10 protein-coding genes and 4 pseudogenes are annotated in these 12941 nt (G+C 32.5%); 6 read left to right on the forward strand and 8 right to left on the reverse strand.

Features of this window, described 5'->3' with window-relative positions; translation table 11 throughout:
• Positions 1–72: 72 nt before the first annotated feature.
• Positions 73–1122, reverse strand: a complete 1050-nt coding sequence (rlmN, locus tag ACZZZT_RS23895) for a dual-specificity RNA methyltransferase RlmN (protein ID WP_463462196.1) — start codon at positions 1120–1122, stop codon at positions 73–75.
• A 266-nt stretch (positions 1123–1388) separates the two neighbouring features.
• Here rlmN and ACZZZT_RS23900 point away from each other — a divergent pair, with 266 nt between their 5' ends.
• The 4 genes from ACZZZT_RS23900 (at position 1389) to ACZZZT_RS23915 (ending at position 4291) form a co-directional block, all read left to right on the forward strand.
• Complete coding sequence (locus ACZZZT_RS23900; RefSeq protein ID WP_463462197.1) at positions 1389–1979, forward strand: YceI family protein; 591 nt, start codon at positions 1389–1391, stop codon at positions 1977–1979.
• Positions 1980–2383: 404 nt separating this feature from the next.
• A complete protein-coding gene (locus ACZZZT_RS23905; protein WP_463462198.1) occupies positions 2384–2749 on the forward strand; it encodes a hypothetical protein in 366 nt (121 codons plus the stop codon).
• A 111-nt stretch (positions 2750–2860) separates the two neighbouring features.
• Entirely contained in the window at positions 2861–3502 is a 642-nt protein-coding gene (locus ACZZZT_RS23910) for an O-methyltransferase (RefSeq protein ID WP_463462199.1), read from the forward strand.
• Positions 3503–3574: 72 nt separating this feature from the next.
• Positions 3575–4291 carry a phytanoyl-CoA dioxygenase family protein gene (locus tag ACZZZT_RS23915; protein WP_463462200.1) on the forward strand — a complete coding sequence of 239 codons (717 nt, stop codon included), beginning with the start codon at positions 3575–3577 and terminating at the stop codon, positions 4289–4291.
• A 106-nt stretch (positions 4292–4397) separates the two neighbouring features.
• Here the strand turns inward: ACZZZT_RS23915 and ACZZZT_RS23920 are convergent.
• The 7 genes and pseudogenes from ACZZZT_RS23920 to ACZZZT_RS23950 all read right to left on the reverse strand — a co-directional run bounded on the left by ACZZZT_RS23920 (position 4398) and on the right by ACZZZT_RS23950 (position 10456).
• Positions 4398–4960 (reverse strand): annotated as a pseudogene (locus ACZZZT_RS23920) (phosphatase PAP2 family protein).
• Positions 4960–5318: pseudogene (locus ACZZZT_RS23925) on the reverse strand (twin-arginine translocase TatA/TatE family subunit). The pseudogenes ACZZZT_RS23920 and ACZZZT_RS23925 overlap by 1 nt, the downstream one beginning before the upstream one ends.
• A gap of 104 nt (positions 5319–5422) precedes the next feature.
• Positions 5423–7668 (reverse strand): annotated as a pseudogene (locus ACZZZT_RS23930) (M1 family metallopeptidase).
• Positions 7669–7735: 67 nt separating this feature from the next.
• Positions 7736–8059 (reverse strand): annotated as a pseudogene (locus ACZZZT_RS23935) (DUF6702 family protein); the annotation flags it as partial.
• Between the two features lie 175 nt (positions 8060–8234).
• Positions 8235–8987 (reverse strand): hypothetical protein, encoded by a 753-nt coding sequence (locus ACZZZT_RS23940; protein WP_042563769.1) that lies wholly within the window; start codon positions 8985–8987, stop codon positions 8235–8237.
• Entirely contained in the window at positions 8977–9702 is a 726-nt protein-coding gene (locus ACZZZT_RS23945) for a carboxypeptidase-like regulatory domain-containing protein (RefSeq protein WP_463462201.1), read from the reverse strand. The genes ACZZZT_RS23940 and ACZZZT_RS23945 overlap by 11 nt, the downstream gene beginning before the upstream one ends.
• Positions 9689–10456 carry a carboxypeptidase-like regulatory domain-containing protein gene (locus ACZZZT_RS23950; protein WP_463462202.1) on the reverse strand — a complete coding sequence of 256 codons (768 nt, stop codon included), beginning with the start codon at positions 10454–10456 and terminating at the stop codon, positions 9689–9691. The genes ACZZZT_RS23945 and ACZZZT_RS23950 overlap by 14 nt, the downstream gene beginning before the upstream one ends.
• Positions 10457–10616: 160 nt before the next feature.
• Between ACZZZT_RS23950 and pepE the strand changes: the two genes are divergently transcribed.
• Both pepE and ACZZZT_RS23960 read left to right on the forward strand, forming a co-directional pair.
• Positions 10617–11324 (forward strand): dipeptidase PepE, encoded by a 708-nt coding sequence (gene pepE / locus ACZZZT_RS23955; protein ID WP_463462203.1) that lies wholly within the window; start codon positions 10617–10619, stop codon positions 11322–11324.
• A 376-nt stretch (positions 11325–11700) separates the two neighbouring features.
• Positions 11701–12939: a C10 family peptidase gene (locus ACZZZT_RS23960; RefSeq protein WP_463462204.1), complete on the forward strand. Its 1239-nt coding sequence runs from the start codon at positions 11701–11703 to the stop codon at positions 12937–12939.
• Positions 12940–12941: the final 2 nt, after the last annotated feature.

Raw genomic sequence — 12941 nt, forward strand, 5'->3', positions numbered from 1 at the left:
GATCAATCTTGTCTTTAATGCTTTTTATTTAAAATTATCCGTTTACGGAATATTATCTTTTTTCCCAGATCATTATAATTCTGCTTCTTTGTTTGCCAATTGCCCACAAGCGGCATCAATATCTTTTCCGCGGCTGCGACGAACTTTTACTACTATTCCAATATTTTCCAAAGCTTTTATGTAGGCCATAATAGATTCTTCCGAAGCTTGTTGAAACTCTCCGTCGTCAATTGGGTTGTATTCAATTAAATTAACCTTACAAGGCACATATTTACAGAATTTAACCAAAGCATCAATCGAAGCTTTATCGTCGTTAATTCCTTTCCAAACCACGTATTCGTATGAAATTTTGCTTTTTGTTTTTCTGTACCAATATTCAAGTGCTTCTCGCAAATCTTTTAAAGGAAAATTTTTGCTGAAAGGCATAATCTTCGCACGGATTTCATCAATTGCCGAATGCAGGGAAACTGCCAATTTGAACTTCACATCATCATCGGCCATCTTTTTAATCATTTTCGGAATTCCTGATGTCGAAAGCATAATACGCTTTGGCGACATTCCCAGACCTTCCGGCGACGTGATCATATCGATTGCTTTAATGACATTATTATAGTTCATTAAAGGCTCTCCCATTCCCATAAAAACAATATTCGAAAGCGGATGATTGTGATACAAACGGCTTTCTTTATCGATTGCCATAATCTGGTCGTAAATTTCGCCCGGCTCCAGGTTTCGCATACGCTTTAATCTTGCCGTTGCGCAAAAATTACAATCTAAACTACAACCAACCTGACTTGAAACGCAAGCTGTTGTTCTGGTATCAGTGGGAATCAAAACAGATTCTACCACTAAACCATCGTGCAGACGAACAGCATTTTTTACAGTTCCGTCACTGCTGCGCTGCATTGTATCAACCTTAATATGGTTAATTACAAAATTATCTTCGAGCATAGAACGTGTTGTTTTCGCAACATTCGTCATATCCTCAAAACTATGTGCTCCTTTGCTCCACAACCATTCGTAGACTTGATTTCCACGAAAAGCTTTGTCATTATTTGCGACAAAAAAATCTCGTAATTGATCTTTTGATAAGGCTCGTATGTCTTTTTTCTCCAATTGCATGGTGCAAAGTTACTGTTTTTTTCTTAAAAAAATCTGACGATGTACTGTCGCTTATTACCTGCAAATACTTGTTTTTATTTGGGGAACTACACTATTTTCTATTTTACAAATTATAGTTATTTAATAAATTTCTAACTATGATTTTTATCATTCTCTGTTTTATGTATTCCTAATAATTTTGGTCTAAGAAATAACAGAAATTTTTAATCTTTAAAAATTCCATTGAAGTTTTCCTTATTCCAAAAACAAACTAATACCATATTAAAATGAAAGTAATTAAATCAATTTTATTGACAGTGATTTTTACAACAATGTCATTACAGGTAAACGCACAAAGAAACTATACTATAGCAAGATCAACTTTTGAGGTTGCCGGAACTTCAAACATACACGATTGGTCAATGAAATCTTCAGAAGGAAATGGAATTGCCAATTTAACAGTTATAGATTCTAAATTGGTTGACATAAACAACTTAACTATTACATTATTAGCAGAGAGTATAAAAAGCACTAAGACAAGCATGGATGATGTGGCTTACGAAACACTGGATACAAAAACATACAAAAACATTAAATATATTTTAAAATCTGCCACTAAAGTAAACGAAACAACCTGGAATTTAACAGGAACTTTTACAGTGGCAGGAACTAGTAAAGAGTTCAAAACCGTTGTAAACGTAACGTCTATGAATGGAAACTTTATTTTGAGAGGTTCTAACCAAGTTACTTTTGCAGATTTTGGTATGTCAGCCCCAACAGCAGCACTTGGTGTGGTTAGAGCCGGAAAGGACCTAACTTTAATTTTCAATCTTACTTTTAGCGAACTAAGCATGAAAGGATCTTTAACACAAAATTGATTGCTATAATTTAAAACATCAAAAACTCAAAAAGAGCTATTTGACAATAAATCAAATAGCTCTTTTTTTATGGGTCAATTTTAATTAAAAATGAAACCGTTGTATTTATTAAATACGAGACGAAATTGTGATTAATTTCAGCTTGTACAAAACACCATAATGCAAGAAATTATAACTGTTAATTAAAGATTGAATTCTACTTTTTTACTTACCTACTATTATTCAAACCCGATTTCAAAGGAAATTTAAATCTTGTTTAAAAAAACAAAAAAATTGGCACGGGAATTGTCTTGCTCTCAACAGAAAAATAATCTTACGAAGAGCGCTTAATTTTAAAATTTGTATTTTTATTTTTTCAGCTTTATAACCTTTATATTTTATCAACTTTTAAAAATGAATTAATCATGAAAAAACAAATTTTAAGCTTAGCTGTTATTGCTCTATTGGCATTTACCGTACAATCTTGCGGAGATAAAGAATTAAAACCTAAGGAAGACAATCTTACTCTTGGAAACAAAGTTGATTCTTTAACAACAGATATTGAAGAAGTAAAAGATACTGCTGTAGTTAAAGTTGAAAATGCTGCCAGTGAAGCAAAAGAGGCTACTAATAAAACTGTTGAGGAAGTAAAAGATGCCGCTAAAAAAACAGCAGCAGACGTAAAAGAAGCTTCTCAAAAAGCCGCAGATAAAGCAGAAGCTGCTGCAAAAGCCGCTAAAGACGGAACAGTAAAAACAGCTAAAGACGTTAATGAAGCATTGAAAAAATAATTTCCTTTGAAATCAAAATTAAAACCATTCGTTAAGGCGAATGGTTTTTTTATGGAAAAAAGTTACCCGATATTTTTTGTATTTTTGTTTTCAAATAAGAACTACAACAAAATGCATTTTATATCACAAGAACTAGAAGATTATATTGAACAACATTCTGAAAACGAACCGGAATTGTTAGCAAAACTAAATAAAGAAACCTACCAGAAAATACTTTTGCCAAGAATGTTAAGCGGACATTTTCAGGGTCGCGTTTTAAGCATGCTGTCCAAATTGATTCGTCCGGTCAATATTCTTGAAATTGGTACTTATACCGGTTATGCGGCTTTGTGTTTGTGCGAAGGAATGCAGGAAAACGGGCAATTACACACAATTGATATTAAAGAAGAATTAGTTGATTTTCAGCGTAAATATTTTGATGCTTCGTCTTGGGGAAATCAAATTTTTCAGCATTTAGGTGAAGCCGTGGATATTATTCCAACGCTTGACGTAAAATTTGATTTGGTTTTTATTGATGCCGATAAGGAAAACTACCTGAATTATTGGGAAATGATTGTTCCGAAAATGAATAAAGGTGGCATTATTTTATCTGATAATGTTTTATGGAGCGGAAAAATCCTCGAACCTGTTCACCCAAATGATGTAAGTACAAAAGTACTTTTAGAATACAATTTACTTTTAAAAAACGATCCAAGAGTGGAGACCGTTTTACTTCCAATTCGCGATGGATTAACGGTGAGCAGAGTACTTTAGAAAAGTTGCTAAGTTTCTGAGATACTAAGATCCTGAGTTTTTTCTATTGTTAATTATAAAAATAATTTCAAAATGAATTCTTTAATCGAAATAAATACAGAAGGTTTCATAATTATAAATGATGTTTATACTGAAAATGAAATCGAAAAACTAATTTCATTAATAGAAGATGTCACAGAAAATGAAACGAAGAATACCACCTTCAGAAAATCTCAAGATTTATTTGCAATAAGGCAGTTTCATAAAGAAATTCCGGAAACTTTAGATTTTATTTTTAATCAAAATTTAAAAGAAATTATTCAATCTAATTTTGGAGCTGGTTATTTTATTACCAAATCTATTTACTTTGACAAACCAGAAAAATCGAATTGGTTTGTAGCTTATCATCAGGATTTAACTATTTCTGTGGACAAAAAAATCGACATAGAAAACTTTGAAAATTGGACAACAAAACAAAATCAGTTTGCAGTTCAGCCTCCAGAAGAAATACTTGAAAATAATTTTACAATCAGAATTCATCTTGACAAAACTACAAAAGATAATGGAGCCTTAAAAGTTATTAATAACTCACATTCAAAAGGAATTTTTAGAGTTGAAAATCTAGAAATTGAAAATGAAACAATTTGTGAAGTTGACAGAGGCGGAATCATGATTATGAAACCTTTATTATTTCACGCTTCAAACAAAACAACGAATAACGAAAGAAGAAGGGTAATTCATATTGAGTTTAGTAAACAAGAACTTCCAAATGGATTAGAATGGAGTGAGAAGATGATTCTGAATAACTAAATTTCTTTTGAAAACGATTGTCCTAGCCCAGATGGAAGGGAAAATCCTTTTGTGCCGGGGTTCGGCACAAAAGATTGGAATGACAGCTGGAAATAGCTCCTAAAAATTATCCCGGAAAATATTGCGGTTTTAGTCGTTTATAAACCAAATAAAGCAACGATCCAAAAACTGCTCCAAAGAAATACCCCGTAAGAATGTCTCCCGGATAATGCAATCCTAAATAGATTCGGCTATAAGCGAAGATTAAAGGCCATAAAAACAATAATCCGAAATACTTGAAATGGCGTTTTAAAATCCAGAACAAAAAGGTTGCAACCGCCATTGTATTAGCAGCATGTCCCGAGAAAAAACTATATGAATTACGAACCTGAACGGCACGAATAACACCTTTAAGATCAGGATTGTTACATGGACGCAAGCGCGCAAAAGTATGTTTAAAAAGATTTGTAGTCTGGTCTGTAAAAGCGATCAAAACCGCTATAAAAAGCAATATATATAGAGTTTGCTTTACTCCTATTTTTTTGTAGATCAGAAAAAAAGAAATAAAAAGAATGGTGTCCAATACAATTGATTGGTAATAATAAGCCAGAAGCCGTCAAATTTTTCAGAACCTAAACCATTAAGATATACCAATAAATTGATATCAAATTCTTTTATTTTTTCAAGCATTATTTTTGGCGTTTAACTGGTCCTGAGATTGTTTCTATGTCTTCTTTTACTTTGTCGATTTCTGTAGCAGTATCACCCAATAAATTAGTAGATACACTTGTAGTATCGCCCAATAAATTAGTTTTTGCCTCGTTAATCTGCGCATTGATATTACCGGTGATATTCGTCAAAGTTTGAGAATCAAAACCATTGGCTTCTGCTCCTTTATGAATTTCGCTTTTAATATCATTGGTTGCGTTTTTTAACTGCGCCATTGCTTTCCCCATAGTACGGGCAATTTCGGGCACTTTATCAGAACCAAAAGCATTAGAACTATAAATAGTATGAAAACTAATTCTCCTCCTCCTATACCAAACATAACTTTTATTTTTGTGTGTCACAAAGATATTAAATTTTGTAGCTCGTGAACTTTAAAATTTCCTTAAAAAAAAGACTCTTTTCAGAGTCTTTTTAATTGTATGCTTAATCAAATTTTGATTTTTCTTCTACTTTTGGCCAGGAGTTGTTGGTTACATCAATATCTGCAGTCAACAATTTTGGATCTATCTGAATGCTTTTTATTGCTTTTTCTGTAGCGTAGACTTTTTTGGCAGTATCATTGCTTTTTCTCCAGATTTGAGCCGGATACTGGAAGTTTTGTTTCGAACCGTCTTCATAAGTAATCTCCACAAGAATTGGCATAATCATTCCGCCTGGTTTGTTAAACTCAACTTCGTAGAAATATTTAGGAGATTTTAAACTTGCTTTTTCTTCTGCTGTAAAAGATTGGTCAACGTAATCAGATAATAATTTTACATCATCTACTTTCAATGCTTTTTTCTTCGAAGCATTTACCTCAGCGTTATCACTGGCTACTAAATATACAAACGGTCCTTTCTCAAATCCAAAACGCCCTTTTCTAACTTTTACATCTTTAAGATCAGCTGTTGGAGTATCAGAAACATAATATTGTTTCACTTCTTTAATTCCGATATCTACAAAATCAGTAGAATAAAACCATCCTCTAAAAAACCAATCTAAATCTACTGCAGAAGCATCTTCCATAGTTCTAAAGAAGTCTTCCGGAGTTGGATGCTTGAATTTCCATCTGTTTGCGTATGTTTTAAAAGCATAATCAAACAATTCTTTACCCATAACTACTTCTCTTAAAATATTAAGACCTGTAGCTGGTTTTCCGTATGCGTTATTTCCAAATTGGTGAATAGTTTCTGAGTTAGACATAATTGGCTCTAAAAACTTTTGGTCCCCACTCATATAAGGAACAATATTTTTTGCAGGTCCGCGTCTTGAAGGGAAATTTGGATCTAATTCCTGTTCAGCCAAATATTCTAAAAATGAATTCAAACCTTCATCCATCCACGTCCATTGACGCTCATCTGAATTTACAATCATTGGGAAGAAAGTGTGTCCAACTTCGTGAATTACAACACCAATCATTCCGTTTTTAACTTCTTTGCTTGTTACTCCGTTTTCGTCAGGACGACCAAAATTCCAGCAAATCATTGGATATTCCATACCCTGATCTTCTGCAGAAACTGAAACCGCTTTTGGATAAGGATAATCAAAAGTATGAGAGGAATAGCTTTTTAAAGTATGCGCCACTGTCATTGTTGAAGTTTCTCCCCAAAGCGGATTTGCTTCTTTAGGATAAACAGACTCTGCCATAACTACTTTACCGCCTAATTGTACAGCCATTGCATCGTAAATAAACTTTCTTGACGAAGCAATACCAAAATCACGTACGTTTTTAGCGCTAAATTTCCAGGTTTTTTCTTTTCAGAGAAACCTTTTTCAGCCGCTTCAGCCTCCGCTTGTGTTACAATTACAACAGGTTTATCAAATGATTTTTGAGCTTGTTCGTAACGTTTTACCTGTTCTGCAGTAAAAACTTCAGCTCTGTTTGTCAATTCTCCTGTTGCGTCAATAACGTGATCAGCAGGAACTGTAATGTTTACATCAAAATTTCCGAAAGGAAGAGCAAACTCCCCGCTTCCCCAAAACTGCATGTTTTGCCATCCTTCAACGTCGTTATAAACGGCCATCCTTGGATAAAACTGTGCAATTACATACAATTTGTTTCCATCTTTTTCAAACAATTCATAACCAGAACGTCCGCCTTCTTTTCTATAATTATTGATGTTGTACCACCATTTTATCGCTAATGAAATTTTTTCACCTGGTTTTAAAGGAGTTGCCAGATTAATACGCATCATGGTTTCGTTGATCGTATATGACATTGGATTTCCTTTAGCATCTTTTACCTGTTCGATATTAAAACCACGCTCTAAATCTTTTTTCAAATATTTGCTTGAAAAACCATCAAGCGGCAAAACCTGATTGATTTTTTCGCTTTCAGCCAAAGTCGACTGTGTATTTGCTTTTGCCTGATTTTGATCTAACTGAATCCATAAATATTCTAAACTATCCGGAGAATTGTTTGAATACGTAATAACCTCAGATCCCGTTATTTTTGATTTTTTATCATCTAATTCGATATCAATTTTATAATCTGCCTGTTGTTGGTAGTACGCAGGACCCGGCGCTCCGGAAGCCGTACGAAACATATTAGGCGTTGCTAATAAGTCATACATCTGGCTGAACTTATTCGTATCGTATTTTCCTTGTTGTTTTGGAGCAACGACCGAAGTTGATTTTTCCTGAGCCATTAATAAAGCAGGAAAAATTAATAATAATGAAAGTTTTTTCATAAAAATGTAATAGGTAGTTTTGTCAGGGTGTGAAAATAATAATTATAATGGTAATTTTACTTATCCATTAGTACTTTAACACTTCTTTCCTTGAAGATTCCGTAAAGAGAACACTCTTTTTAGCACCAAAAGCTGAAATATGTGTAATATTCTGCTGTTCAGCATTCCAATCAACTAAAATTGTATTCGAAATCTCAATTGTTTTAAACTTGTCAATATCTTTTATTCTGGAGTAACAAACCAAAACATCGCCGGCTTCGACTTCTTTAGACAAAAAAGTAATTGCTTTTGACTGTCCGTTTATTTTTATTGTGAAATTTTCTGAAAGATATTTTTTCAAAAGATCTAAATCCTCCTGTGTTTCTTTCTCTGTTCCTACAAATGTTTTTTTATGGTATTTTTTTCCATACCATTATTCAAATCATCAATAAAAATACGCGATGTAATTTGAATCATTTTTTTCAGCTACATAATTGACCTGATAAACGCCCATGTAAAACTTATGAAACGCAAAAGATGATAACGATATAAACAAGATTCCAATTAAGAAATAAACTAACTTTTTTTCATTTCTGTTTCATCTCCACTTTTTTGAACTCTTTATTTTTATTAATCATAAAGTCCATTAATTCAAACTTTTCTTCCGGTTTTAAATATTTCTTAGATTCTGCATCATTAGAACAATACATTAAAAACAAGTCAATTTCATCTTCTTTTAACCCCAGTGTTTTGGTAAAAAAGTCGGGAGTAAAATTACCTTTAGAATATTCAACAAATGCGATATCACTTATCACTTCTTCTTTTACATCTTCATCTTTACGAAACAGCTTTTTTACGTCTTTAAATATTCTAACAAAATCAGTTCCGTATTTAATAGTCTGATCAGAGTACATTGCCTTATTTTCAGGACTTGACAATTTATCATCTTCAAACTGCATATCTACAATTCCTTGCGACCCGCCTTGTAAAGATTTAACTTTTAATTCTTTATGAACCAAAACTTCTTTCAGTTCTATATTTACCAAATCCAGAGGCACTGTAAAAAGTACTTCTGCACAATCTTTCTCTGTCAACACCACTTTTTTAGATTGAAATGCAATTCCGGTAAAGAGCAAAGTGTCTTTAGGCCTTGCCATAATATCAAACAATCCGTTTAAACCAATAAAAGTTCTAACATTGGCATTTATATTCATTACATAGCCACTTTCTATGGTAAGTGACTTATTGGTAACTTGTCCATGTAATGGTTTCCTTGAGTTTTGTCCAAGCGCAATTTGACAAAATAAGCACACAACGAGTATTCTTAGGCTATTTTTCATTTTCGAGAATTTTTAGATATTTTCCGGCTAATTCAGTTATTAAAAACATACTCATTGTTTTGTTTTTACTATTCAAAGATACGGCAAATTCAGAATCTTCTATGCAATATAATTGAAATCCTTTGATATCTTCTACTGAAATTTTCAATCTTTCTGTATAATATTTTTCATCAAAAAGGTATTCTATTTTTCTAAAAAGCGCTTCTTTTTTCTCGACTTGCACTTCTTTTTTCAACATTGAAGTTCTCCCCGAAATTGCATTTAACAAAGCATCACCCGGAGTTGATGTTGCTGTGTACACTTTTCTTTCTGCAGGCGTATATTTTTTTTGTCCTGCCGGAATAATGCCCAGATTTTCGGCATTAATATTTGCATTTTCGTTTACAACGACTTCTTTCAATTCAATTTCTTTAGCAACCATTTTTATCTGAAGCAGATTAGATTTTAAATCTTCAATTGTAATTCTTCGTTTAAAAGGCTCCAAATTAACTGATGAAAAAACCAGCACATCGCCTTCTTTAGCAACAATCGAAAACATTCCGCTTGCATCAGAAACCGCTGTAACCTGCGTTTCATTATTGATAATATTAACTCCTTCAACAGAAGTTGATTGTTCGAATATTTGTCCAAGAATTTCTTTGGCACCTGTAGTTTGTCCAAACGAAATTTGAGTTATCCAGAGAAAAAATATAAGTAAGGTTTTATTTGTTTTCAACAGCAAGTATTTCTTTATATTTTACAGCTAATTCTCCTAAAAGAAATTCTGTCGAAGTTTTATTTTTGGAATTTAAAATGGCCGTAAACTTATCGTTTTCAACAGCGTAATATTCAAATCCTTTTACATATTCATTTGGAATTTTTAGTCGGTTTACAAAATGATCCAGACTAAACATCTTCTCTAAAAGTTTCATGAAAAATTCTTTTTTCTCAACCGCAACTTCTTTCTTTAGCATCGCTGTACGTCCTGATAAAAAATTAATCAAAGGATCTGCAGAAATTGAACCTCCGGCAAGTGAACTTGTACTTGCTGTAGCATTTAATGCTGTCGCAGTATGTAATTTTCTTTCGGCCTCTGTATATGTTTTTTGTCCTGCAGGTATAATTCCTAATGCAACTGCATTTATATTATCATATCTTCTTATAATAACTTCCTGCAATTGATGCATTACAATATTAAGTTTTACTATAAAATTAAGTTCCGAAAAATTTTCAGGAGTAACTAAAACTCTCTTTTCTTTAAATTGAATAGAGGAAAAAACAAGTTCATCTCCTGCTTTCGCCAAAATCGAAAAAGCTCCTTCAGCATTTGTAGTTGTCATGACTTCTGTTTGCGCATTCACTACATAAACACCTTCCAAATCATTTGTATTAGAAACAATTTTTCCGCTTATTATAATGCGCTCTTCATTTTGAGTCCATGCAGTCTGACTCAAAACAACACATAAAACACATAAAACTTTGTTGATCAAAATGAAAAAATTAAAATTATTCTTAAAAGTGTAAAAATATCTTAATGTACTCCAAATTTAGTATTAACGGCTTGGTAAAAATATGTTAATTAAACTTTGAATTTTAAGCCTAAAAAGGAGTTTTTAATATCTTTAACAGCACAATCTGAGATTAAATTTTATGAAAAATATTATTATTGCCAGTACTTCTACTTTGCACGAAGGCAGTTATTTAGAGTATTTATTACCTACTTTGCAAATTCATTTTAAAAATTGCAAAAGCATTTTATTTATTCCATATGCGCGCCCGGGCGGAATTTCACATGACGAATATACCGCAAAAGCGGCTCAGGCATTTTCGAAAATTAACATAGCTGTAAAAGGAATTCATGAATTTGAAAACGCAGAAGACGCCATAAAAAACGCGGAAGGAATATTTACCGGAGGCGGAAATACTTTTTTACTCGTAACAAAATTATACTATCATAATGTGATGCAGATTCTCTCTGAAACTGTAAAAAACGGAACTCCATATTTAGGAACAAGCGCCGGAAGTAACATTTGCGGATTATCGATGCAAACTACGAACGATATGCCAATTATTTATCCTCCAAGTTTCCAGACTTTAGGATTAATTCCCTTCAACTTAAACCCGCATTACTTAGATGCCGATTTACAATCGAAACATATGGGCGAAACGCGTGAAACCAGAATCAAAGAATTTCACGCCTTTAATTCAATTCCCGTTTTAGGATTAAGAGAAGGAAGCTGGCTTGAAGTAAATGGAGACAAAATTACTTTAAAAGGAAATTTAAAAGCGCGTTTGTTTCTGCAAAACCAAACTCCTCAGGAACTAGAAACAGAAAGCGATTTGAGCAATTTAAAATAATAAACTGTCCATTTTTAAGTTGAGCGGATCAGTTGCAAGATTTAACCGCATAAGTAAATATGTAAAGAACTATACACCATTAAACAAATAATAATCATTACTTAATTCCCAACAAGATTTAATAATGTCGTCGGTATTGTCAAATGTTTCTGTAAAACCACATTCTTGTAGTTTTTTGATTTTCAAAACACGAAAAGTCTATAATTCATTGTGATAGATTTTAAACCAAAATTAACCCATTTAATAACAATGTTACAATTTAGGATGTAAGCCTGAATACCAATTAATCCTTTAATGACATTTTTAAACCTTATTATGACTGTTGTAGTTATTTACATGTCTCAAATTTGATATTTAACTAATAAAAACAGATAATATGAAAAAATCAAAAATTAACAAATTACTTTTATTTTTTGGATTACTAATTCTTTTTTCCTGTTCAAAAGACAATGAATTAACACCTTCAAATAAGTTGTCTCAAGAAAATTTTGTAGGACTATCACAGGCTAAAGAAATTGCAGAGGTTATTAAATTTACACCTAAAGACAATAATTCTCAAGTAGGCAAAAATACTTCATTGATAACTTCAAAAAAGAAAATCGAATCGATAGATGAAGTTAAAACTGAGGATGGAAATACTGTATTTTATGTTGTAAATTATATTGGAGGCGGATATATTATATTATCTGCTGATAATAGGATACAGCCAATAATAAGTTTTTCTGAAGATAGTAAATTCACACTTGATGATGGAAAAGATCAATCTTATCCATTAGGCCTAAAATCTTGGGTACAGAACGCAAAAAAACAAATTTATACGATTCAAAAATCAAGTATAAAGCAAACAAAACGAGAAAAAGTAGCGTGGAAAGAAGTTAAAAATATCATGGTTAATATGGACACGTTTGAAAATCAAAGCTTAACAGGTAAAAAAGACGAACCAAACCCAGGATGTACTGAACGCGTCGTGTCTCAAACTAAAGGACCATTTTTAAAAACGCAGTGGTGGCAGTTTGATGGTTTTAATGATGCATTAGGCTATATGTCTTGCAATAGCAATACTCAACATATCTTCGCTGGCTGTGTACCTATTGCTATGGCACAGGTAATGAGGTTCTATCAATATCCGGCTAATTATGATTGGGTTGCAATGCCTATGAACAATGCAACACCAGTAACAGCCAATTTTATATTAAATATTCATAATGCTATTAATAGTGTATTTCCCGGAGAACCTTCATCTAATTGTTATGGTACTGGCGTAACCACTTCCAAAGACATGAGTGTAGTTTTGAAAACTAAATTCAATTACACTTCTGCTCAAAAAGCAAACTATGATCCTCAAATTGTAAAAGCAGAATTAAATGCTGGCAGACCAGTAATACTAGAAGGGTTTGACAAAAATACTCTTGCAGGGCATATGTGGGTTTGTGACGGATATAGTGCTTTACAATATTATTTTGACGATTGTACAGGAGCTAGTGCATTCTATTTTAATATGAATTGGCGATGGAAAGAAGGAAAAAACAATGGTTACTACGCCTATGATAATTTTACTACAACAGCAGGAAGCTTCAATGAAGCATTAAAAATGACTTATAATATAATCCCATGATT

It is taken from the genome of Flavobacterium sp. AC274 (genome assembly GCF_979258275.1).

Bases quoted from the DNA above. Each gene is read 5' to 3' on its own strand.
- rlmN (WP_463462196.1), bottom strand. From the start codon at position 1,122: ATGCAATTGGAGAAAAAAGACATACGAGCCTTATCAAAAGATCAATTA.
- ACZZZT_RS23900 (WP_463462197.1), top strand. From the start codon at position 1,389: ATGAAAGTAATTAAATCAATTTTATTGACAGTGATTTTTACAACAATG.
- ACZZZT_RS23905 (WP_463462198.1), top strand. From the start codon at position 2,384: ATGAAAAAACAAATTTTAAGCTTAGCTGTTATTGCTCTATTGGCATTT.
- ACZZZT_RS23910 (WP_463462199.1), top strand. From the start codon at position 2,861: ATGCATTTTATATCACAAGAACTAGAAGATTATATTGAACAACATTCT.
- ACZZZT_RS23915 (WP_463462200.1), top strand. From the start codon at position 3,575: ATGAATTCTTTAATCGAAATAAATACAGAAGGTTTCATAATTATAAAT.
- ACZZZT_RS23940 (WP_042563769.1), bottom strand. From the start codon at position 8,987: ATGAAAAATAGCCTAAGAATACTCGTTGTGTGCTTATTTTGTCAAATT.
- pepE (WP_463462203.1), top strand. From the start codon at position 10,617: ATGAAAAATATTATTATTGCCAGTACTTCTACTTTGCACGAAGGCAGT.
- ACZZZT_RS23960 (WP_463462204.1), top strand. From the start codon at position 11,701: ATGAAAAAATCAAAAATTAACAAATTACTTTTATTTTTTGGATTACTA.